The organism is Halapricum salinum (assembly GCF_004799665.1).
In the GTDB taxonomy this organism is placed as follows: Archaea; Halobacteriota; Halobacteria; order Halobacteriales; family Haloarculaceae; genus Halapricum; species Halapricum salinum.
The window spans coordinates 2,076,349-2,097,116 of the sequence record NZ_CP031310.1 but is presented as its reverse complement, the minus strand read 5'-3'; the positions used below and the strand labels follow the sequence as shown (position 1 = coordinate 2,097,116).

Genomic DNA, 20,768 nt, shown 5'->3' with positions numbered 1-20,768 from the left:
CGAGGAGTGAGTGTCTCGGGCGGTATCACAACCGCCCGAGGAGTGGTTGTGTCGGGCGGTATCACAACCGCCCGACGAGTGAAACCCCTTTGACGCTGGCCCCGCACAGTCGAGATATGGCGTATGGCTGTCCCGTCTGTGAGGAGCCCCAGGTCGACGCCAGCCACCTGGCCAACCACCTGGCGTTCACGGCGGTCATCCGGTCGGGCGACCACGAGGATTGGCTCGACGAGCACGCTCCGGGATGGGGCGAGAACGACGAGGACACGCTGGCCGAGCGCCTGCTCGACCTGGACGAGGTTGCCGAGATCGACCATCCGATCGACGCCTCCGAGGGTGGCCCGGACGAGCACACTCACGACCAGGGCCATCGAAATCCAGCAGTCGACAGTCGGGCGTCCCGGGGTGACGCCGCGCTCGACGCCGACGCACAGCGGATTCTCGACGAGGCCCAGGAACTGACCCGGCAGATGGGGGCAGTAGACGGTGAGGAGGATGGAGACGCTGGCGACGCCGGGCAAGAAGATTCGGAAGGCGAAACGGAGTAGGTGATCGAACCCCGAGAGGCGGGTATGGAACGCGAGGGGTCGTTCGCGCCCGAGACGGCCGCGGCGGCGCGCGAGCGCTACGAGTCGCTCGGGCCGACGGCACAGGTCGTCGTCAAAGAGGTCGCCAAAGCCATGGAACTCGACCGCGAACAGTACCGCGAGCGCGTCACCGGCGCAGTCGTCGAGACCGCCCGCGACGCGATGTTCGCCGAGACACTGGAAGTCACTCTGGGCACGCGAGAGGAGTTCGAGCAGTGGTGTTCCGACCACGACGACTACGAAGTCCGAGAGATCGGCAACGAGAACGTCGATCGCGTCGTCTGGCACGCGGTCCCCTTCGAGGACGTCGTCGTCGCTGCGACGTTCCAGGACGAACGCGAGGCGGCGATGGGGACGCTCCGGCGGCAGGTCTTCGGCTCGGTCTATCGAGGCGTCGTGACGGGCGAGAGCGCGACGGCCGAGACGGAGGAGTGAGATGCGCCGGATCACCCGGAACTTCCTCATCGGCTTGCTCGTCGTGATCGTCCTGCTGCTCGCGCTGGGGGCGCTGCCGGGACTGCTCAAGAGCGGCGATCCCTACTACATGAGCGCCACACCCACCGACGGCGAGCTGGCGGTGGGCGACGGCGGCGGTTACGAAGCGATCAACGCCAGCGACCTCTCCGAGCGGCGCTTCGAGTACACGACGACCGCGCTGGCCGACGCGACCAACGGGACGGGCTACTCTGAACCGTACTGGAAGGGGCCGTTCGGGATCAAGGGTTCGTTCACGCACTCGCCGTTCGACGAGCGCAGTTCGCTCCAGTCGCGCTACCCCAACGCGACCGAGGGATCGAGCGTCTACGTCAGACAGAACGAAACCGTTTATCGCCTGACCGTGACTCAGACCAAACCATGAGTGACGAACCGGAGCGCGACGGGGCGCACGACTGGCCGGTCCTCGAATCCGAGGTCGAATACGAGACCGGCTGGTACACCGGCGGCTACGATCTGGTCGAACAGCCCGACGGCACCCAGAAGAAGTACTACTGGGCAGAACTGCCGCCCGCGGCGGTCGTCGTCCCCGTCACCGGCGACACGGTCGTGATGGTCGAGCAGTACCGCCCCGCGATCGGCGAGCACTGTCTCGAACTCCCGGCCGGAATCGTCGAGGACGGCGAGTCGTTCACGACCGCTGGGGCGCGGGAACTCCGCGAGGAGGCCGGCTTCGACCCCGCCGGGACCGCGCTCTTAGAGGAGTTCTGGACGGCGACAGGAGTGCTCCGGCACAAGCGTGGAATCGTCTTCGCCGAGGGGCTCGAACCGGTCGCGCGAGACGTCGACAGCAACGAATTCCTGGAGGTTCGGCCCGTCCCAGTCGAGGAGGCGCTCGACCGCGCTCGTGAGGCCCCCGCCAACGACGCGACGATCGAGGGGCTGTTGCTCGCGAAAGAAGCGGGACTGCTCTAGGCGTTCTCTTCTGGCTCGTCGTGGTCGTCTGCCACGTCGAGTTCGTCCAGCGACTTCGGAAGCTGATGGACGACCAGGGCCTTGACGATCCGGTACAGGCCGTAGCTGAACACCGTGAGCACGAGCAGTTCGAGCAGATAGCCAGTCCCAGCGCGAGATGAGAGGAGCCGACAACCGACCGCGTCTTTCGCGGGTGACGCTCGTGGCTGCGGGCAGAGATTCCAGAGGAGGTTTATCCGGGCAGTTCGCACTGTCTCGTATGGACGGCGAGATTCACGTCGACGAACTCCAGTCGCTCCTCGACGAGGACGACGACGTCGAGATCGTAGATATTAGAGCGTCTTCGGCGTTCGAGCGAGGACACATCCCCGGCAGCCGGAACATCCCCTTCCCACAGCTTGTCGACCGCGTCGACGAACTCGACGACGACCCCGAGCGGATCGTGACGGTCTGCCCCCACGGCAAGTCCAGCGTCCAGGCCGCCCGGCTCATTCAGTCCTACGAGGGGATCGAGGAGACACCGGTCGAGAGTCTCGCGGAGGGGCTCACCGGCTGGGACGGCCCGATCGAGACGAGCGACGCCCCCGCAGATCCCGACGCACCGTTCTGAAGCGACGCTCGCGCGCGGACCGATCTATTTGTTAGATCAGAACCAAGTGTCTAGTGGTACCATGGAAGCAGCGAGACTTCACGAGTACACGGACGACATGAGCGAGGGGCTGACTATCGAGGTGATCGACCGGCCGGCGGTCGAGAGTTCCGACGACGTGATCGTCGAGGTCGAAGGCGCGGGCTGGTGTCAGACAGACAACCACATCATCGAGGGGATGTGGGCCGAGTACGTCGAGCAGCCGTTGCCGATGACACTGGGGCACGAGAACGCCGGGACGGTCGTCGAGATGGGGCCGGAGGTCGACCTCGTCGAGGAGGGCGACCCCGTGATCTGCCATCCAGTCCAGACCTGCGGGACGTGCCGGGCGTGTCGACAGGGCGAGACGATGTACTGCGAGAACCAGGCGTTCAACGGGCTGACGACCGACGGTGGGTTCGCGGAGTACCTCCACACCAACGAGCGCGCGGTCATCCCGCTCCCGAGCGGCGTCGAACCCATCGACATCGCCCCGCACGCCGACGCCGGGATCACGGCCTACCACGCCGCGAAGAAGGCCGTCGACCGGCTGAACCCCGGTGATCACGCCGTCGTCATCGGGATCGGCGGACTGGGGCATATCGGCGTCCAGTGTCTCGACGCGATGAGCGCCGCACAGATCACCGCCGTCGACCTCAAGGATTCGGCGCTGGAACTCGCCGCCGAGGGTGGTGCCGACCACCTCGTCAACCCCGACGACGAGGACGTCCGGGAGACGGTCGACAGCATCACCGACGGCGACGGGGCCACGCAGGTGCTTGACTTCGTGGGTGCGGACGTGACGACGGAGTACGCACCTGACATCACCGCCGCGGGTGGCGATCATCACATCATCGGCTACGGCGGTCACATCCACGAGTCAGCGCAGGCGCTGGTCAACGGCGAGTTCTCCTACGTCGGGAACATCGTCGGTCAGTATACCGAACTCCAGGAGCTCGTCGCGCTCGTCGAACAGGGTGACGTCGACCTTCACACGAGTCGCTACGAGCTGAGCGAAGTCAACACGGTCGCCGAACGACTCGAACATCGCGAGATCGACGGGCGCGCCGTCATCACACCGTGAGTGTCGGGGTTTTCGATACCGGCGAATACCTCTTTTATCGATGACATCGTGAGACGCGCGTCTTCGGGTCGATTCGGGAGTTCGGGCCGCGAGCCAGTCGATATCGTCGTTCAGGAGTGTCAGCTCTCTCCGCACGACTGTCCGCAGAAGACAGACACTACTCGCCCGAGACCGTCGCTGGAAATACGCGAACGTCTGGCGTTACTATGGCTACAAACGAATCACAGGTCGATCCAGCACAGTTCGTCCAGAATCTGCGGCAGTTCCGCTACCGGGAGTTGATGATGGTCGCCGCGACGCTCGCGGTCGTCGCCGGGTCGATCGTCTTCTATCCGGGTCGGGAGAATCTCACTGCCGGAGTCCAGTCGACGGTGACGGTCGAACTGCTCGTGCTGTTCGTCGGCGTCGCGGTCGTCGCTGGCGTCGTCAAGGGCATGATCGGGTTCGGATACGCGCTCATCACGACGCCGATCTTCGCGTCGGTGATCGATCCGACGATGGCCGTCGTCGTGCTGGCGATCCCGCCGTGGATGCTCAACATGTTCCAGATCGGTGAGACCGACACCGGACTCACCTTCGTCCGCGAAGAGTGGGTGCTGATCGCACTTGCGGCAGTCGGGACGATCGTCGGCGTGGTCTTCCTGGCGGAGTTCGACGCCGGACCGATCGTCCCGTTCCTGATCGGGGTGATCATCTTCGGCTACGTCGTCTTCCAGCTCGTCCAGAACTTCGTTACCGTCGAGAAGGCCCACCATCCGCTGGGCCTGAGCACGGCCGGCTTTCTCGAGGGATTCCTGCTGGCGGCCGCGAACCTGGGGCCGCTACTACCGGCGTACTTCCACACGTTCGAGCGGGACACCGAACGGTACATCGGTGGTCTGTCGATGGTGCTCGGCGTCGTCTTCACGATCCGTCTCCTCCAGATGGCGCTCTTTACGGATCTGCTGACGACCTATCGAATCTGGCTGGGGTCGGTCATCGCCGTCGTCACGATCGTCGGGCTCCTGATCGGAACCTATCTCCGCCGGCTAGAGATCGACGAGACGAAGTTCAACTGGTTCGTCGTCTCACTGCTGTTCGTTATCTCGCTGAACATCTTCCGCAACACGATCCCTGCGCTGTTCCTCTAGATGGGGTGGCTCGGTCGAAACCTATCATCACAAGGGGCTGAGCGGGGGTAACGGCTCGTCATCGCCACCGTCGAATCGTATGTGCTCGTTCGTGAAAAGCCCCCAGATTCGAAGGCGTTCACTGACCGCAACGGCCTGCCAGCGGTTCGAGCGATCGGGGCTCGAATCCACAGTGGCGTGGGACGGCCCATCGCACCCTACGCACGCCTGATGGTTATACAGCAAACACCTATATCCCCAGATGGTTTGATAGTAAACTAGCTATGCCCTCGAATACTGACCTGATCACCCAGCCGACGCTTTCTCGGATCGGTATCGGAAGTTCCGTTCGCTGGATCCCTGGAGTGGAATGATGTCCGCGTCACCGACGGTCCTCGATTCGTCGACGGTGTTGCTGGTCGGGACGAGCGGCTGGGTTTCACGATTCGCGACGACACTGGAATCCCGGACTGACGCAGCGGTCCAACGCGCTCAGAGCAACGCGGAAGCGATGGATATCGTTCACGGGCGAACGGTAGACTGTCTCGTCACTGGACAGACGCTCGAAGGGGCAACTGGGCTCGAACTCGTCAGAGCCATTCGCGACGAGACCACGACGCTTCCAGTACTCCTCGGGACTGCCGAGGGGAGCGAAGCCCTCGCCAGCGAGGCCATCCGGGCCGGTGTCACCGACTATATCGCACTCACGGAGTCGGGAGACCAGACGGCCGAAGCGCTCCTCGAACGGACAGGACGCGCGATCCGGTCGGCACAGCGATCGGTCACACGGCGAGAGCGTGCCAGGCAGTTCGACGCGATATTCGACGACTCGCGGACTGCGACGTGGGTGCTCGATCCGGCCGGGACGCTCACCCGGGCGAACGAGACAGCGCGGGCGATGACCGACGAAACCGTCGAAGCACTCGTCGGCGAGCCGTTCTGGACGTTCTCGTGTTGGTCCCAGCCCGATGGCTCGAACGATGATATCCGACAGATCGTGTCGAAAGCACTCGACGGAGCGTTCGTCAACGCGGTCTTTCAGCAGCCACCACACGTCGAGGACCCGCGCGTCATCGATCTGTCCGTGCATCCAGTCGAGGACGAACGCGGTGAACTCGTCTCGATCATCGTCGAGGGCGTCGACATCACCGAGCGCGTCGGTCTGGAACGCGATCTCCGGCAATCGGAGGAACTCCACCGCGTCACGCTCAACAACATGACCGACACGGTCCTCATCACCGACGAGGACGGCGAGTACACCTACGTCTGCCCGAACGTGCACTTCATCTTCGGCTACACGGCCGAGGAGATCCGCGACTTAGGGACGATCGGCGACCTCCTCGGCGAGGACCTCTTCGACCGCTCGGAACTCGCGACAGCGGGCGTCCTCAAGAATATCGAGGCGACGGCGACAGACAAGGCCGGTCGCGAGCACACGCTGCTGGTCAACGTCCGGAAAGTCTCGATTCAGGACGGGACACTCCTGTTCAGCTGTCGGGACATCACGAAACGGAAACAGCGCGAGGAGGCGCTCGCGACGCTCCAGGAGACTGCTCGCGATTTCCTCTACGCTGAGACCCACCAGGAGATCGCCCAGCACGTCGTCGACGATACGTCCGGCGTTCTCGATCTAGACGCGAGTGCCGTCTATCTCTTCGATAACGATGCGAACGATCTTCGACCCGCAGCACGCTCGGTGACGATGCGAGAACGCAACGGCCCGCTACCCACCGTCCACGCCGACGGCGACACCCTCCCCGGGTACGCCTTCGTCGAGGACGAAGCGTTGTTTTTCGATGACGTCCACGAGGCAGACCTGCTCGAAAACCGAGCGACCGACCTCCGCAGCGCGGCGTACATCCCCCTGGGAAATCACGGCGTGTTCGTCGCCGGCTCGAACCGCGTCGGGATCTTCGACGACGTGACCCGAGAGCTGGCAGATCTCCTCGCTGCGACTGCAGAGGCCGCCCTCGACCGTGTTACGCGCGAATCACAGCTCCGGGAACAGGATCGGACGCTGCAACAGCAAAACGAGCAGCTCACCGCGCTGAATCGGATCAACGAGACGATCCGAGAGATCGATCAGGCGCTGGTGCAAGCCGAAACACAAGACGAGATCGACCACACCGTCTGTGAGCTGTTGACCGGCGACGACCGGTTCCAGTTCGCCTGGATCGGAACGGTCGACCCGGCGACCGAGACCGTCGACCCCCGGGCGTGGAACGGTGCTGAACAGGGGTATCTGGATAGCCAGTCGTTCGCTGTCGACCCGTCGGCGACGGAGCCGGCTGGGCGAACTGCAGCGACCGGCGACGTGACGATGGTGCGAAACGTCGCGTCCGGTCTCCGGGACGAACCGTGGCGCAAGGAAGCACTCACTCGCGACTATCTGTCCATCCTGAGTATCCCTCTCGTGTATAACGACCTCTCACACGGTGTCTTGACGGTCTACGCGCCGACCCAGGACGCCTTCGACGACACGACGAAGGCCGTCCTGGCCGAACTCGGTGAAACGATCGCCTCTGCACGCAGTGCGATCGAGCGAAAGAACGCGCTGCTCACGACGTCGATGACGCGGGTCGAGTTCGAGATCGATGACCCGTCGTTCGTCCTCTCGCGACTCGCCCGGGAGGCAGACTGCCAACTCTCGTATCAGGGTGGCGTTCAGCAATCCGCGGACGGGAACCACGTGTTCGTCACCGCCGAAGGCGCCTCGCCGGACGCCGTTACGGAAGCCGCCACAGACCTGGTCGCTATCGACGACGTCCAGCAGATAAGTACAGAGAGAGACCGCGGCGTCTTGCGACTGCGACTGACACAGCCGTTTCTCGCGCTGGAGCTGGCCGATCACGGGGCCGTCTTCAGAGAAGCGACAGCTGATCCGACGACCGCGACGCTCGTGATCGATATTCCAGATAGCAGCGACGTCCGGACGATCACACAGCTCGTCCGCGAGACCTTTCGGGCTGTCGAACTCCGCGCCAAGCAGACACTGGATCAGACCGCAGATCACGACCTCTATTCGACGTTCCTCGAAAAGCTGACCGAGCGACAGCTCGAAGTGATCCAGACGGCGTACTACAGCGGCTTCTTCGAATCCCCACGCGAGAACACTGGCGAGGACGTCGCCGAGACGCTCGGAATCTCTCCGCCCGCGTTCTACACCCACGCCCGGACCGTCCAGCGAAAGCTGTTTGCGACACTCTTCGAAGAGACGAACCTCCCCACGGAACCTAGTTCTGAAGAGGGTTAAATAACGAACCACAGATCGAGGGGGTTGTTCTGTAGTGAACTTCTCGATATACCCTTATACAATCATTATGTGTAAAGCAGAGTGTCGCGGTTCAGCCAGTGGCACTCGTGAATTCATCATGAGGGATGTCGACCCAGTCTCCGACGACGAAACGCCGTACGAATGCTTCGAGTGTGGCAAAATACTCATCACCGCGGACAGCCCCAATCGATGCCCCGATTGCGGTGGGCCGATGCGGAATCGTCGAACACCACTAGAGTGACGATGGCCTCCACAACAGACGGCGCCCACGACGATTCAGGCGACGTGACGGACGAGAGAACGTCAGAATCGGCGCTCGAAACGGCGCGTCGCCAGCTCTCTCGAGCCGCCGACCTCGTCGACATCGATCGGAACATCGTCGAACGACTCGCACATCCGAAGAAAGTCCACGAGGTCACGGTCCCAATCGAGCGCGACGACGGAACGGTCGAGGTGTTCACCGGCTATCGCGCCCAGCACGATAGCGTTCGTGGTCCGTACAAGGGCGGTCTCCGCTACCATCCGGACGTCTCTCGAGACGAATGTGTCGGACTCGGAATGTGGATGACCTGGAAGTGCGCAGTGATGGACCTCCCCTTCGGCGGTGCGAAAGGGGGCGTCGCGGTGAATCCGAAAGAACTGAGCGACGAAGAGATCGAACGCCTCACGCGACGGTTCGCCGAGGAGGTTCGAGACGTGATCGGACCGACGCTGGATATTCCCGCGCCGGACATGGGAACCGATCCGCAGACGATGGCGTGGCTGATGGACGCCTATTCGATGCAAGAAGGCGAGACGATCCCCGGCGTCGTGACGGGGAAACCACCCGTCGTCGGCGGCAGCAAGGGCCGCGATAGTGCACCCGGGCGGAGCGTCGCAATCATCGCCCGCCAGGCGCTGGAGTACTACGGGAAGGAGATCGGTGAGACGACCGTCGCGATCCAGGGGTACGGCAGCGTCGGCTCGAACGCCGCCCGTCTCCTCGACGACTGGGGGGCGAACGTCGTGGCCGTCAGCGACGTGAACGGCGGGATCTACGACCCAAGCGGGCTGGACACGCACGCGATCCCATCACATCACGAGAAACCGGAGGCAGTGATGAACCGTGACGCACCGGAGACCGTCACCAACGACGCGTTGCTCGAACTCGACGTCGACGTCCTCATTCCGGCTGCGGTCGGGAACGTCCTCACGACCGAGAACGCTCGGGACGTGCAGGCGGGTCTCGTCGTCGAGGGTGCGAACGGACCGACGACGAGTGCGGCCGATCGAATCTTCGCAGATCGAGGACTGCCCGTCATCCCGGACATCTTGGCTAACGCCGGTGGCGTCACGGTGAGCTACTTCGAGTGGCTGCAGGATATCAACCGCCGGGCGTGGTCGCTCCAGCGCGTCTACGACGAACTCGAAGACGAGATGCTGGCCGCCTGGAGAGTCGTCAGAGACGAGTTCGACGCTCGAGAAGTGACCTGGCGAGATGCGGCCTACATCGTGGCGCTCTCGCGGGTCGCTGAGGCCCACGACGCTCGTGGTCTCTGGCCCTGATCTGATTCGAGTATCTGAATCACTCACAGCCGCGACGGTCGACGATAAGCGCTACCCCGAGACGCCCACGCCGGGAGTCGGGACGACCGCGAGATCCACGCCAGCCGTGCTCACGGACACTCGTGCCGCAGGAGATAGCGGCCACCACTGTCTGTCGTCCCCCCACCGAACGGGTCCGTCCGCTCGTCGCCCGCGTAGATCGCGACCCGAGAGAGGTCGGTCTCGTGCTCGCGATTCCATTGCTCACAGAGATACGCCGCGAACGCCGTCCGATACGGGCCGCCGTCGTCTTCCCGGACAGACTGGAAGAACTTTCGCCAGCGATTCGAGGGATAGGTGCTGTCGACGCTGGCCGGACGGTCCAGATCCGGCGGACCGCCGTAAAATGCGTCGACGCTCGTCCCGGCAGTCGTGTTCGCCGGGAACGCCATCCATCGAGTCGTACTGGTCGGGTAGGGCGCGAACATCTGCCAGCGCTGCTGGAGATTGGTCGTGTCGAGACTCTTCTCGACTGGCTCGGGGAGGGCAGTGTCGGTCGCGATCGACCCCGCCGAGAGCAACACGAGTACGAGCAGGATCGCCGGCAGCACGGTCGCGATTCCCCCGACCACCCGGTCGACTCCCGGCCACTGCGGCCACAGCCGCCCCGACGGCGAGACGGCCGCTTCGACTCGATTTGTCCATCTCCGGACCCGGTCTGTGAGCGCGGAATCGCCGACCAGACGCCCCGCAGTAGTCCAGGCGCTCGGCGGGGAGAACAACAGCAGACCCGCGATCGAGATCAGCGGGAACAGCCCGATCGGCATCGAGACCAGCATGCCGGCGTGCACCGCGACGAAGACTGACGTCAACAGCGTGCGTCGCCAGCCGGTCGTCACGAGCAGTAGGGGGGAGGCAACTAGCAGCACCATCCAGAGGTACGTGGCCGCCATCAGCACCATCGGGAATTCGGCGAGGAGATCGCCCAGCAGGTAGGTCAACTGGTCGGCCTGAAACACGTGTGCGACGGCCTCGCCCGAGCGCCACAGTTCCCCGTCGACCTTGTAGGTCGCGTTGATCACGTAGACGAGGACGACCTGGATCAGGACCGCCGCGGTCGCAACGTTCGCGGTCGTGTCGGTTCCGGGATCGTAGCGCCGGGCGTCGATAGACCAGCGGCGATCCAGCGGCAGGAACAGCGCCCAGACGAGCAGCGACCGAAGGAGGAGGTCGCCGCTGTTGAGTACCAGCGGATTGCGCAAGTGCAACAGCACGAGCAGGACCAGCGAGATCGCCGTCGCCAGTCGCGTCCGGTAGCCGACCACCAGCGCGAGCGCGAACGCCCCCGCGACCGGAAACAGCAGGATCGGCCCCCATGGATCGGGTAGATAGGTAAACACCTGATTCGCACCGGGGTGGGTCGCGAGCAACGTCGAGCGCGGGAACGCGCCACTGTCGGTGTAGAACACGCCGAGATAGCGAGCCCGTGTCAGGAGATTTGTGAGTAACAGCAGCCCGAGGGCGATCCGGAAGGCGGCGAGCGCTCGCAGGTCGATCGCGACCCGCCGACGCACGGCTGTTCCGAACCGCTCGTGGGCCTGCTGTCCGGTCGTCTCCGTCACTGTTGCAAACAGAAACCACGAGCCGCCTAAGTCTTCCGCCAGCGCCATCGTTCGAGTCCAGCGTCGATGTCGATTCGACGGGATCGACTTTCGATATCGTCGTCTCTGCGTCGTTTGCCTTCGGTTTCCAAACGACAACCACAATGAACGTGGCCGGCGTACGTTCGCGTATGGCGACCAACGTCGACAATCGACTCGTCGTGCTCGGTATCGTCCTGCTCGCAGCCCTGCTGGTCCTGCCGACGCTCGCGATGGGGCTGTTCGGGACCGGCCACATGGGCGGCGGCATGTGGGGCGGTGGGATGTGGGGCGGCGGCGGTGGCTGGGGTGACGGCGGCTTCCCCACGTGGGTGTTCCTGCTGGCGGCGCTCAGCCAGCTCGCGTTCCTCGGGTTGCTTGGCCTGGGCGCGTACCTGCTGTACAGGGCTGTGACCGGCCGCCAGGACTCGACCGACGCGGCGATGGAAGAACTTCGTCTCGCCTACGCCCGGGGCGACCTCACCGACGAGGAGTTCGAGAATCGCCGTGACGCCCTCGAAGAGGACAGTCGGGACTACCAGTCCTGATTCGAGCGATGGCGGGCTGCGACGCTCGTGACACTGGCTGCGTCGAGCACTCCCTTCTCAGTACAGATTCCATCGAGCAGATCAGGCGGTGTCACGTCGAACAACGGATTTGCAACCCTCAGCGGTGCCGTCCCCTCGTAGATCGACGCCGGTGACGGTTCGATCTCGACGTCCTCGTCGGGGCTGATCTTGTCCGCCGCGGTGGCCACGTAGACCCGCACGTCCTCCCGAGCGGCCGCCAGCGCCAGCCCGCGCGTTCCGACCTTGTTCACGACCCCGCCATCGGAGAGGACCGTGTCGGCCCCGACGAAGACGGCGTCGGCGTCCCATTCACCCAGCAGACCCACCAGCCCGGCGTCGCTGCTCAGCGTCACGTCGTGGCTCTCCGCGAGCGACTCGGCGACGCCGACACCCTCGCTCCCGGGGTGGGACTCGCCGACGAGGACGGCCTCGGGGTCGGCCCGTTCGAGCGCGTCCAGCACCGTCCCCGATCGCGAGAACGTACAGATTCGCTGGCCCTCCAGGCGTTCGGCCGCGACAGCAGCGGCCTCGCGGTCGGCGCGGACGGCCGACTCGATCGTCTTCCGGGCCGCGGTCTCGACGGCCGCCGCCGACTGCTCGCTCGCGCTCGACATCGCGCGGTCGACCCGATTCTTCACGACGGTCATCGAGGGTCGAGCCGACTTGAGTTCGCGTGCGATCGCTGCCGCGTCCGCCCAGGAGTCCGCCAGCGCGGCCTCGTCGCGCAGCACCTCCAGGGCGCGGATCGACAGCCAGGCCGACCCGTGTTCGTGATCGGTCGCGATCGTCTCGACCGTCGGCCGCACCCGGTCGTAGGACCCCCAGAGGTCAGGAACAGTCTCGCGCTCGCGAATCGCGGTCGGATGGACCCACTCCCAGTCGTCGGTCTCCCAGTTCGGTTCGATCTCTCGGTGCGAACACTCGAACAACAGCGGGTGGACGCGCCAGTGCGTTCCCCTGTCGGCGTCCTCGACGACGAACGGCTCGGCTTCTCGCACCAGTGTCACGGCGTCTGCCAGCCCTGTCTCTTCGCGAATCTCCCGTCGCGCTGCTGTCTCGGACTCGTCGGGCGGCGCGCCGCGTTCGGGTGTGAGATGACCGGTGACGGTTCCCCACTTGCCCGGATACGAACCGACCGGCTCGCTCCGCCGAAAGAGAAGCACCTGGCCGTCGTTGCGCAGGAAGCAGGTCACGACACCCGTCTCGTCCATACCGTCGCTACCACGTCCACCGACGAAAAAGCGCCGCCGATACCGAAACGGATCTTCGCATCTGTGCGGCCAAAATCCGGCCGCAGCCGGATTTCGCCTCTGACTGTACTGGATCCGCGGACCCAGCACAACGTGTAGGTCCCCCAACAACATATACGTGTGTATTTCCGACGTTTTTGGTGCTGGCGTTCGATCCTCGGGTATGGACGTTGCCATCGTCAGCGACACGCACATCCCCTCCCGGGCGCAGTCGATCCCCGCCTGGGCCCGCAGGCGGATCAGCGAGGCCGACCACGTGATCCACGCGGGCGACTTCGACTCGACGAAAGCGCTCGCAGACGTTCGCCAGCTCGCACCCCGGCTGACGGCCGTCGCCGGCAACATGGACCCTCGCGGGGTCGGGCTCTCAGCGGTCGAGACGATTCGGTTGGGCGGCGTGACGTTCGTCGTCACCCACGGAACCGGGAGCAAGCGAAACTACGAGCAGCGCGTCGCGGGTATCGTCGCCGACCACGCCGCCGACGGCCCGACAGTCGGCGTCTCTGGGCACACCCACCAGCTACTGGACGACGTCGTCGACGGCCATCGGCTGCTCAATCCCGGCAGCGTGACCGGAACCGCGCCCGCAGACGAGGCCACCATGCTGACTGCCGAGGTCGGCGACGGTGACCTGGACGTGACCGTCCACCGGGAGTGAGCGGCCGTCCGGTACAGAAAGTAACGTACTCTCACAACTATCGACACAGTCGGAACGGTTCGACGGTAGACTCCTTGTGGGTCCTCGCCGAACGACTAGATATGATCAGAGCCCTGCTCGAACGCCTCCGGTCGTGGTGGGCGGTCGAAGATCCGGACGAACGGATCAAAGGTGAGGGCGACGTCTACCTCGACCCGGCGTACAACAGTCGCTACACAACAGAGCGACACCTCGAAGAGTACGGGAAACTCGACGAACAACCCGACGAGAACCCGCCGGACAGATCGTAGTCAGGTGTGTGTCGATATCGCACGGTCGGCAGGGCCTGCTCCTATCGGACTCCTTTTTGTGTGGCCTCCCCGAGGGCAGAGCATGGAGGTCTTCGCAGTCCCGGGGTTACCTGAAATCGAGGCCGGCGACGACGTCGCCGCGCTGATCGACGAGCAGGCCGCCCTCCGGGACGGCGACGTGGTCTGTGTCGCCAGCACGATCGTCTCGAAAGCCGAGGGCCGCGCCTACGATCTCGCGGACTTCGAGGCCGGTCACCGTGCACGGGCGATCGCTCGGCGACTCGAAGGAATCTCCGGCGACGAGAAAGATCCCCGCTTCGCCCAGGCCGTCCTCGAAGAGAGCGACGAGCTGGTGATGACCGCACCGTTCTTGCTCACCGTGACGCGGTTCGGCCACATCACCGTGAACGCCGGGATCGACCGCTCGAACGTCCCGGACGCCGACCTGCTCCTGCTGCCCGAGGACCCGACGGCAAGCGCCGAGGCGATCCGCCAGGGCCTGTCAGCGGACGTCTCGGTCGTCGTCACCGACACCTCGGGACGGCCGTTCCGCCACGGCCAGCAGGCCGTCGCGCTCGGCTGGGCTGGCATGTACGCCAACCGCGACTGGCGCGGCGAGCGCGACCGCGACGGCCGTGAACTCGGTGTCACCGTCCAGTCGGTGGTCGACGAACTCGCCAGCACCGCAAATCTCGTCACCGGCGAGGGCGACGGCGGGACCCCAGTCGCCGTAGTTCGCGAGTGGGAGTTCGGCGACCACGACGGCCACGACCTGCTCTTTCGCGATCTCGAATCGGACTTCGTTCGACAGGCACTGCGACAGTGGAGTTACTGATGTACGGACTCGAACTCACCCCCGAACACCCGGTCGAAACGCTCTCTGACCTCGCCGCGGACGCCGAAGCAGCCGGCTTCGACGCCGCGTTCGTCAGCCACCACTACAACAACCGCGACCAGTTCATGAGCCTCACGGACGTCGCCCGCGAGACCGACGACCTGCTCGTCGGCCCGGGCATCGCCAATCCCTACGAGACCCATCCCGTGACGCTGGCCTCCCGGATGGCCACCCTCGACGAGCTCTCGGGCGGTCGCGGCCTCTTCGGCGTCGGGCCCGGCGACAAGTCGACGCTCGCCAACCTCGGTTTCGACCAGGACGGCGCGCTCCGACGGACGCTGGAGACGTTCAAGGTCGCCCAGCAGTTGTGGGCCGGCGAGCGCGTCGACCACGACGGCACCTTCCAGGCCGAAGACGCGGCGCTGAACTACGAGGTCGGGTCGATCCCCGTCTACGTCGGCGCACAGGGACCGCACATGACCAGAATGGCCGCCAAACACGCCGACGGCGTGCTGTTCAACGGCTCGCATCCGCGCGACTACGAGTGGGCCGCAGAACAGGTGGCTCACGGGCTGGGCGACCGGCCCGATCACCGCGGAGCGTTCGACTTCGCGGCCTACGCCAGCGTGAGCGTCGCCGAGGACGAGACCGAGGCCCGGGAGGCTGCTCGGCCCCCGGTCGCCTTTATTGCAGGGAGCGCCGCGCCGCCGCTGCTCGATCGACACGACCTCGATCACGACCGGGCGAGCGAGATCGGCGACGCCATCTCGCGTGGGGACTTCGAGGCGGCGTTTTCGACTGTGACGCCGGCGATGATCGACGCCTTCTGTATCGCCGGGACGCCCGACGCGGTCGAGCAAAAGATCGAGGGCGTGCTAGAACACGCCGACAGCTTCGTCGCTGGGTCGCCGCTCGGGCCCGACCTGGAGAGCGCTATCGAGCTTCTCGGGGCGGTTTTCGGCCGACTCGACTCGGCGTGAGCAGGTCGACGAGCGCGCCGAGCGTGAGCGCGCCGAACGCGCCGACCGACGCAAATACGAACAGTGCGCCGAACGCGATCAGGACGGCGGAGATCGGGTCTCGCGTCGCGACGTCGAGAAACTCCGGTCCGACATCGGCGATGCTGTCGACGAGCTGGGTGAAGAGCGTTTCCAGTGAAACCATGTCCGTCCGTACTGGCGGGTAGTACTTGTGTGTGTTCGTCCCGAGAGACAGACCTTTCATTTCTGGGCCCGCAGATACCACCATGGATCGAGACGCCTCCCTCGACGACTTTCTCGACACTACGTCGAGCGAGGAGCCCGACGAGACGCCTGAGACGGACGCGTCCGAAACCGAAGGGGGAGTGGCTGACCGAGACGCCGATCCCGAAACCGAGAGTGGAAACGGAGACGCCGTCCCCGAAACGCAGACGGTCGAGCCGGCGCGGTCGACCGGCCGTTGGGATCCAGCGGGAGGAGTCTGTGACGCCTGCGGAGCGTCGGTGACGCGGCGCTGGCGCGAGACGGCGGCGGACGAAAGCGAGGACACGTTCGTCTGCGTCGAGTGCAAGTCCTGGTGAGAGAGACAAACGATCGTTGTAGGTTCCGTGACTGACAAGTACCACGACTGCTAATCGCCGACCAGTGTGTATGGTCCGCGCTCACAGCCAGCAACGTTACGTCACTGTAGCCGCTAGACCTCCTGTCTCCTCGCAGAGGGATGTCGACCCGGCGTCTCGGCGCGTTCACCCGGGTTTCGGTCGAGCCGCTCGAACGACGCAGACGACAGCCAATCCATGACGGACACTGAACCACCTACGTCGCGGTCGGCCGCCACCGAAGCCGGCGAGACCGCCCAGCGCATCATCGACAACGTCGAACAGGTCATCGTCGGGCATCACGACGAGATCGAACACCTCCTCATCACCATGCTGGCCCGCGGGCACGTCCTCCTGGAGGACGTCCCCGGCGTCGGCAAGACGATGCTCTCGCGTGCCGTCGCCGCGTCCGTCGACGGTACGTTCAAGCGCGTCCAGTTCACGCCCGACCTCCTTCCCTCCGACGTCACAGGCGTCAACGTCTACAACCAGCAGAGCCAGAGCTTCGAGTTCCGCGAAGGCCCCATCTTCGCTAACGTCGTCCTGGGCGACGAGATCAACCGCGCGCCGCCCAAGACCCAGTCGGCACTGCTGGAAGCCATGGAAGAACAGCAGGTCACCGTCGACGGTGAGACCCGGGCCCTCCCGACGCCCTTCACCGTGATCGCGACCCAGAACACCGTCGAGCAGGACCGGACCTACGACCTGCCGATGGCCGAACTGGATCGCTTCATGACGAAGCTGCACCTGGGCTATCCGGGGATCGACGAGGAGGTTGCGATGCTCGATCGCGTCGTCGGTGACCACCCCATCGAGGACCTCTCACCCGTAGCGACACTGGCGGATCTCCGAGCGGCCCGCGAGGCGACGGCCGCGATCACGGTCGAAGAGCCGGTCCAGCGCTACGTCACACAGCTGGCGAACTACACGCGCGAACACGCCCAGCTCGGCGCGAGTCCCCGCGCGTCGCTGGCACTGTTGCGAGCCGGGCAAGGCCGCGCGCTCCTGGAAGGGCGCGAGTACGTGACGCCGGACGACGTCCAGCAGGAGGTGACGGTCGTCTTCCCCCATCGGATCCAGACCGGTTCGACGAACCAGACACCGACACAGCTGGTGCTCTCGGCGCTCGATACGATCCCCGTGCCATGATTCGGCCGACGCTACGTGGTGTCGGGCTCGTCCTCGTCGTGCTCGTCGCGGCGGGGCTGGCGTGGCTGTTCGGCGACCGCGCGCTGAACGCCGTCGCCGCACCCGCGCTGGTCGCGCTCGCAGCAGGCGTCGTCCAGATGGCAGTCGCCAGCGATCCGACGGTCGAACGGGGGCCAGTCGAGCCCGGCTTCCCCGGCGAGACCCGAACAGTCGCACTGGATATCGAGGGGGGCAGTACCGTCGTCGACGTCCGCGACGCGATCGGCGAGGGGTTCGAGGCCGACGGCAACGACGGCAGCGTCGCGCCGCCGGCGACGATGACCTACGACCTCGAGTACCTGCGGCGAGGCGAACACGATCTGGGGCCGACGACCGTCCGCGTTCGGGACGTACTCGGGTTGTTCGAACGGACAGTGACAGTCGACACCGCGGCCTCGGTCGTCGTCTATCCCGAGGTGTACACCCTCGGCGGTGGCGGCGACCTCTCGCGGCTGCTCGCCGAGGCGCTGAACGCAGAGCGCGAGGAGTTCGATTCGCTGCGGGAGTACGCGCCCGGCGACTCCCTCCGGGACGTCGACTGGAAGGCGACGGCCAAACGGCCCGAGGACCTGATGGTGACGGAGTTCTCCGGCCGCGAGTCGGAGGGATCGGTCACGATCGCGACCAGCGCGACTGCCGGCGCGATCGATCTGGCGACAGCGGCCACCGCCAGCATCGCGATCGCCTTGCGTGAGGCAGGCGTACACGTCGACATCTACGCGCCCGACGGCGACGTCTCGACGACCGACGACCGGAGCGATCAACACGCGATGTTGGGGCTGCTCGCCCGGACCGGCGACGGACAGGTCGCCGACGAGGTGTGGGCAGGCGCCGACGTCCACGTCTCGGGATCCAGTCGAGACGTCACGGTGACGGTCGACGGTCGGACCAGTAGCTTCTGGCAGTGGTGCAACGGGCACGCGAATCCCCTCACAGACGAGCCTGCGTCCAGCAGGGGGGTGCGCGCAGCGTGAGCCACGCCACCGTCCGCGAGGGCGCGACGCAGTTCGACGTCGATCTCTCGGCGCTTCGACTCGGCGCACTCGTCTCCGCGTTGCTGGTGATGGGGTCGTTCCTGACGGCGGTCTACTACGTCGTCGACATCGTGGGCGATCCGACCGAACTCATCTACGTCGTCGCCGGGACGCTGGTCGCGGCGACACTGCTGTCGCGAGTCCTCAGTGTTCGATCTGCGACGCTCCTGGCGTCGGGATTGCTCGCGGTCGGGATCGTCTGGTATCTCTCCGTCCTGCCGACGGAGGAAGCGCTGGCGTTCGTCGCCCACGTCGAGTACATCATCGCGTTGCTCGCGGGACACTCGGTGCTGGAGATCGTCAACCTTCGGGCGTGGGTGCTGGCCGTGACGCCGGGACCGGTGTTCTTGCTGTGGTATCTGGCGCTCCGCCGACGATACGCCGCCGCCGCGGTCATCGGTGGATTCGCCGTCGGCTTTTTCGTCCTGACGGGCGACGCGACGTTCCCGGTCGCGATGGTCGGGACCGTCGGCACGCTCGCGCTGCTCGGGTTCGGCGCGCTCGATCGCGCGGACGCCGATCTGGCTGCCGCGGAAGTCGTCGCGATCCTCCTCACGATGGTGATCGTGGTTTCGCTGTCGGTGTCTGTCGTCCCGCAGGGAGCAGCGATGACGTACTCACCCCAGACCGGCCTCTCGGAAGCGTTCTCCTACGACGACGAGAACGCGCTGGAGACGAGCCTGTTCTCGGCCGACCAGCGACTGTCGATCGCCGGGAGTATGGAGCTGTCGTCGACCGTTCGCTGGACCGTCCAGAGCGAGCGCGCACGGTACTGGCGGGTCGCCGCCTACGACCTCTACACCGGCGACGGCTGGGTCCGACGCGCGGAGGCGCGCCAGGATCGGAACGCCCTCGGCTCACCCCTGTCGTCGCGAGGGCAGATCCGGCAGCGATTCGTCGCCGAGAGCCGGATCAACACGATGCCGGCGGCCTGGCGACCGACCGCAGTCGACGGTGGCGTCGGCTCGAACACGCTCGTGACGGACTTCGGTGGGTTACAGCCCGAGCAACCGCTCGAAGCGGGCGACTCCTACACCGTCGTGAGCGCGCCCGTCGACGCGTCGCCACGACAACTCCAGCAGGCCGGGACGGACTATCCCGAGCGGATCACCGACCGATACACCCAACTTCCAGACAGCACCCCGAATCGGGTCACACGTCGGGCGACGACGCTGACCAGCAGGGCCGAGACACCGTACGAGACGGCAGTCGTCGTCGAGAACTGGCTCAAATCCGAGTACAACTACTCGCTGGACGTCCCGCGCCCCTCGGACAACGTCGCCGACACGTTCCTCTTCGAGATGGATCGGGGCTACTGTACGTACTTCGCGACGACGATGGCCGTCATGCTCCGCTCACAGGGGGTTCCGGCCCGCGTCGTCGTCGGCTACACGCCGGGCGAGCAAGTCGGCGAGAACGAGTGGGTCGTCCGCGGCTACAACTCCCACGCCTGGGTCGAGGTGTACTTCCCCGAGGTCGGCTGGGTCAAGTTCGACCCGACCCCGGCCGGACCGCGAGTCGAAGCCGAGCAAGAACAGCTCGAAGGAGCCCGGGAGAGTGGTGACCCGAACGTCGACCCTTCCGATCCCTCCTACACGCCGTCGACGCCGACGCCCACCGAGACGCCCACACCGACGCCGACGCCCGAGCCGAACGGGACGCCGACGTCGACGCCCGCGACGGCCACGCCCGCCCCGTCACCAGGCGGTGACGGTGACAGCGGCAGCGGTGTGCCAGAGCTGCCCTCGCGGGAGGAGCTGTTGCTCGGGATGATCGCCGGGCTCGGACTAGTCGCGACCGCCAGACGCTCGGGCGCGACCGGCCGGCTCTACCGGGCCGTCTGGGTTCGCTGGCAACGGCGATCCGATCCCGAGACCGACGTCACGCGAGCCTACGACCGCCTCGAATACGTACTCGAACGCGAACACCGATCCCGGCGGGCCGGCGAAACCCGCCGGCAGTATCTCCAGTCGGTCGACGCCAACGAGCGGGCACGAGAGGTCGGTGCGATCTACGAACGGACTCGCTACGGCGGGGAGGTCGACCAGGCGGCCGCAGATCGAGCGGTCGAACTGGTCGATTCGATCGTGGCCGATCGCTGACCACGTT

At 65.5% G+C, this 20,768-nt stretch carries 23 protein-coding genes; 19 read left to right on the top strand and 4 right to left on the bottom strand.

Annotated elements, in window-relative coordinates; genetic code table 11:
- Nucleotides 1-116: 116 nt before the first annotated feature.
- Genes DV733_RS10485 through DV733_RS10470 form a run of 4 tightly spaced genes read left to right on the top strand, consistent with a single transcriptional unit; the run spans nucleotide 117 to nucleotide 1,997 of the window.
- Complete coding sequence (locus DV733_RS10485; protein ID WP_174876517.1) at nucleotides 117-548, top strand: DUF5810 domain-containing protein; 432 nt, start codon at nucleotides 117-119, stop codon at nucleotides 546-548.
- Nucleotides 549-572: 24 nt separating this feature from the next.
- Nucleotides 573-1,022 carry a DUF5809 family protein gene (locus tag DV733_RS10480; RefSeq protein ID WP_049994743.1) on the top strand — a complete coding sequence of 150 codons (450 nt, stop codon included), beginning with the start codon at nucleotides 573-575 and terminating at the stop codon, nucleotides 1,020-1,022.
- Nucleotide 1,023: 1 nt separating this feature from the next.
- Nucleotides 1,024-1,446: a hypothetical protein gene (locus tag DV733_RS10475; RefSeq protein ID WP_049994744.1), complete on the top strand. Its 423-nt coding sequence runs from the start codon at nucleotides 1,024-1,026 to the stop codon at nucleotides 1,444-1,446.
- Nucleotides 1,443-1,997 (top strand): NUDIX hydrolase, encoded by a 555-nt coding sequence (locus DV733_RS10470; RefSeq protein WP_049994745.1) that lies wholly within the window; start codon nucleotides 1,443-1,445, stop codon nucleotides 1,995-1,997. The genes DV733_RS10475 and DV733_RS10470 overlap by 4 nt, the downstream gene beginning before the upstream one ends.
- Here the strand turns inward: DV733_RS10470 and DV733_RS10465 are convergent.
- Complete coding sequence (locus tag DV733_RS10465; protein ID WP_049994746.1) at nucleotides 1,994-2,248, bottom strand: hypothetical protein; 255 nt, start codon at nucleotides 2,246-2,248, stop codon at nucleotides 1,994-1,996. The two genes, DV733_RS10470 and DV733_RS10465, sit on opposite strands and share 4 nt — an antisense overlap.
- 8 nt (nucleotides 2,249-2,256) lie before the next feature.
- Here DV733_RS10465 and DV733_RS10460 point away from each other — a divergent pair, with 8 nt between their 5' ends.
- The 6 genes from DV733_RS10460 to gdhB all read left to right on the top strand — a co-directional run bounded on the left by DV733_RS10460 (nucleotide 2,257) and on the right by gdhB (nucleotide 9,637).
- A complete protein-coding gene (locus DV733_RS10460; RefSeq protein WP_049994747.1) occupies nucleotides 2,257-2,607 on the top strand; it encodes a rhodanese-like domain-containing protein in 351 nt (116 codons plus the stop codon).
- A 61-nt stretch (nucleotides 2,608-2,668) separates the two neighbouring features.
- Nucleotides 2,669-3,709, top strand: a complete 1,041-nt coding sequence (locus DV733_RS10455) for an NAD(P)-dependent alcohol dehydrogenase (RefSeq protein WP_049994748.1) — start codon at nucleotides 2,669-2,671, stop codon at nucleotides 3,707-3,709.
- 206 nt (nucleotides 3,710-3,915) lie between these two features.
- Nucleotides 3,916-4,839, top strand: a complete 924-nt coding sequence (locus DV733_RS10450) for a sulfite exporter TauE/SafE family protein (RefSeq protein WP_049994749.1) — start codon at nucleotides 3,916-3,918, stop codon at nucleotides 4,837-4,839.
- A 352-nt stretch (nucleotides 4,840-5,191) separates the two neighbouring features.
- Entirely contained in the window at nucleotides 5,192-8,071 is a 2,880-nt protein-coding gene (locus tag DV733_RS10445; protein WP_049995341.1) for a bacterio-opsin activator domain-containing protein, read from the top strand.
- A gap of 118 nt (nucleotides 8,072-8,189) precedes the next feature.
- Entirely contained in the window at nucleotides 8,190-8,333 is a 144-nt protein-coding gene (locus tag DV733_RS10440; RefSeq protein WP_136342331.1) for a rubrerythrin-like domain-containing protein, read from the top strand.
- Nucleotides 8,334-8,335: 2 nt separating this feature from the next.
- Entirely contained in the window at nucleotides 8,336-9,637 is a 1,302-nt protein-coding gene (gene gdhB, locus DV733_RS10435; protein WP_049994750.1) for a glutamate dehydrogenase GdhB, read from the top strand.
- 110 nt (nucleotides 9,638-9,747) lie between these two features.
- Here gdhB and DV733_RS10430 read toward each other — a convergent pair whose 3' ends face one another.
- A complete protein-coding gene (locus DV733_RS10430) occupies nucleotides 9,748-11,238 on the bottom strand; it encodes an HTTM domain-containing protein (protein WP_161569350.1) in 1,491 nt (496 codons plus the stop codon).
- Between the two features lie 170 nt (nucleotides 11,239-11,408).
- Between DV733_RS10430 and DV733_RS10425 the strand changes: the two genes are divergently transcribed.
- On the top strand, nucleotides 11,409-11,804 hold the full coding sequence (locus DV733_RS10425) for an SHOCT domain-containing protein (protein WP_049995342.1): 396 nt from the start codon (nucleotides 11,409-11,411) through the stop codon (nucleotides 11,802-11,804).
- Here the strand turns inward: DV733_RS10425 and DV733_RS10420 are convergent.
- Entirely contained in the window at nucleotides 11,792-13,036 is a 1,245-nt protein-coding gene (locus DV733_RS10420) for an NUDIX domain-containing protein (RefSeq protein ID WP_049994752.1), read from the bottom strand. The genes DV733_RS10425 and DV733_RS10420 overlap by 13 nt on opposite strands.
- A gap of 202 nt (nucleotides 13,037-13,238) precedes the next feature.
- On the opposite strand from DV733_RS10420, the gene DV733_RS10415 reads away from it, so the two are divergent.
- The 4 genes from DV733_RS10415 to DV733_RS10400 all read left to right on the top strand — a co-directional run bounded on the left by DV733_RS10415 (nucleotide 13,239) and on the right by DV733_RS10400 (nucleotide 15,838).
- The gene (locus tag DV733_RS10415) at nucleotides 13,239-13,733 is read left to right on the top strand and encodes a metallophosphoesterase family protein (protein ID WP_049994753.1); all 495 of its coding nucleotides are present in this window, start codon (nucleotides 13,239-13,241) and stop codon (nucleotides 13,731-13,733) included.
- A gap of 101 nt (nucleotides 13,734-13,834) precedes the next feature.
- Nucleotides 13,835-14,023: a hypothetical protein gene (locus DV733_RS10410; protein WP_049994754.1), complete on the top strand. Its 189-nt coding sequence runs from the start codon at nucleotides 13,835-13,837 to the stop codon at nucleotides 14,021-14,023.
- An 82-nt stretch (nucleotides 14,024-14,105) separates the two neighbouring features.
- Entirely contained in the window at nucleotides 14,106-14,858 is a 753-nt protein-coding gene (locus DV733_RS10405) for a coenzyme F420-0:L-glutamate ligase (RefSeq protein ID WP_049994755.1), read from the top strand.
- A complete protein-coding gene (locus tag DV733_RS10400) occupies nucleotides 14,858-15,838 on the top strand; it encodes a 5,10-methylenetetrahydromethanopterin reductase (RefSeq protein WP_049994756.1) in 981 nt (326 codons plus the stop codon). The genes DV733_RS10405 and DV733_RS10400 overlap by 1 nt, the downstream gene beginning before the upstream one ends.
- Here DV733_RS10400 and DV733_RS10395 read toward each other — a convergent pair.
- Nucleotides 15,792-16,022: a hypothetical protein gene (locus DV733_RS10395; RefSeq protein ID WP_237560518.1), complete on the bottom strand. Its 231-nt coding sequence runs from the start codon at nucleotides 16,020-16,022 to the stop codon at nucleotides 15,792-15,794. The genes DV733_RS10400 and DV733_RS10395 overlap by 47 nt on opposite strands.
- An 82-nt stretch (nucleotides 16,023-16,104) precedes the next feature.
- Between DV733_RS10395 and DV733_RS10390 the strand changes: the two genes are divergently transcribed.
- The 4 genes from DV733_RS10390 (at nucleotide 16,105) to DV733_RS10375 (ending at nucleotide 20,761) form a co-directional block, all read left to right on the top strand.
- Complete coding sequence (locus tag DV733_RS10390) at nucleotides 16,105-16,419, top strand: DUF7573 domain-containing protein (protein ID WP_049994758.1); 315 nt, start codon at nucleotides 16,105-16,107, stop codon at nucleotides 16,417-16,419.
- 216 nt (nucleotides 16,420-16,635) lie between these two features.
- On the top strand, nucleotides 16,636-17,586 hold the full coding sequence (locus DV733_RS10385) for an AAA family ATPase (RefSeq protein ID WP_049994759.1): 951 nt from the start codon (nucleotides 16,636-16,638) through the stop codon (nucleotides 17,584-17,586).
- Nucleotides 17,583-18,599 (top strand): DUF58 domain-containing protein, encoded by a 1,017-nt coding sequence (locus DV733_RS10380; RefSeq protein WP_049994760.1) that lies wholly within the window; start codon nucleotides 17,583-17,585, stop codon nucleotides 18,597-18,599. Before DV733_RS10385 ends, DV733_RS10380 begins: the two co-directional genes overlap by 4 nt.
- Nucleotides 18,596-20,761: a transglutaminase TgpA family protein gene (locus tag DV733_RS10375; RefSeq protein WP_049994761.1), complete on the top strand. Its 2,166-nt coding sequence runs from the start codon at nucleotides 18,596-18,598 to the stop codon at nucleotides 20,759-20,761. Before DV733_RS10380 ends, DV733_RS10375 begins: the two co-directional genes overlap by 4 nt.
- Nucleotides 20,762-20,768: the final 7 nt, after the last annotated feature.

Coding starts and splice junctions, on each gene's coding strand:
- DV733_RS10445 (WP_049995341.1), top strand. CDS start 5,192: ATGTCCGCGTCACCGACGGTCCTCGATTCGTCGACGGTGTTGCTGGTC.
- DV733_RS10450 (WP_049994749.1), top strand. CDS start 3,916: ATGGCTACAAACGAATCACAGGTCGATCCAGCACAGTTCGTCCAGAAT.
- gdhB (WP_049994750.1), top strand. CDS start 8,336: ATGGCCTCCACAACAGACGGCGCCCACGACGATTCAGGCGACGTGACG.
- DV733_RS10425 (WP_049995342.1), top strand. CDS start 11,409: ATGGCGACCAACGTCGACAATCGACTCGTCGTGCTCGGTATCGTCCTG.
- DV733_RS10390 (WP_049994758.1), top strand. CDS start 16,105: ATGGATCGAGACGCCTCCCTCGACGACTTTCTCGACACTACGTCGAGC.
- DV733_RS10485 (WP_174876517.1), top strand. CDS start 117: ATGGCGTATGGCTGTCCCGTCTGTGAGGAGCCCCAGGTCGACGCCAGC.
- DV733_RS10380 (WP_049994760.1), top strand. CDS start 17,583: ATGATTCGGCCGACGCTACGTGGTGTCGGGCTCGTCCTCGTCGTGCTC.
- DV733_RS10385 (WP_049994759.1), top strand. CDS start 16,636: ATGACGGACACTGAACCACCTACGTCGCGGTCGGCCGCCACCGAAGCC.
- DV733_RS10460 (WP_049994747.1), top strand. CDS start 2,257: ATGGACGGCGAGATTCACGTCGACGAACTCCAGTCGCTCCTCGACGAG.
- DV733_RS10420 (WP_049994752.1), bottom strand. CDS start 13,036: ATGGACGAGACGGGTGTCGTGACCTGCTTCCTGCGCAACGACGGCCAG.
- DV733_RS10415 (WP_049994753.1), top strand. CDS start 13,239: ATGGACGTTGCCATCGTCAGCGACACGCACATCCCCTCCCGGGCGCAG.
- DV733_RS10470 (WP_049994745.1), top strand. CDS start 1,443: ATGAGTGACGAACCGGAGCGCGACGGGGCGCACGACTGGCCGGTCCTC.
- DV733_RS10405 (WP_049994755.1), top strand. CDS start 14,106: ATGGAGGTCTTCGCAGTCCCGGGGTTACCTGAAATCGAGGCCGGCGAC.
- DV733_RS10440 (WP_136342331.1), top strand. CDS start 8,190: ATGAGGGATGTCGACCCAGTCTCCGACGACGAAACGCCGTACGAATGC.
- DV733_RS10455 (WP_049994748.1), top strand. CDS start 2,669: ATGGAAGCAGCGAGACTTCACGAGTACACGGACGACATGAGCGAGGGG.
- DV733_RS10395 (WP_237560518.1), bottom strand. CDS start 16,022: ATGGTTTCACTGGAAACGCTCTTCACCCAGCTCGTCGACAGCATCGCC.
- DV733_RS10410 (WP_049994754.1), top strand. CDS start 13,835: ATGATCAGAGCCCTGCTCGAACGCCTCCGGTCGTGGTGGGCGGTCGAA.
- DV733_RS10480 (WP_049994743.1), top strand. CDS start 573: ATGGAACGCGAGGGGTCGTTCGCGCCCGAGACGGCCGCGGCGGCGCGC.
- DV733_RS10475 (WP_049994744.1), top strand. CDS start 1,024: ATGCGCCGGATCACCCGGAACTTCCTCATCGGCTTGCTCGTCGTGATC.
- DV733_RS10400 (WP_049994756.1), top strand. CDS start 14,858: ATGTACGGACTCGAACTCACCCCCGAACACCCGGTCGAAACGCTCTCT.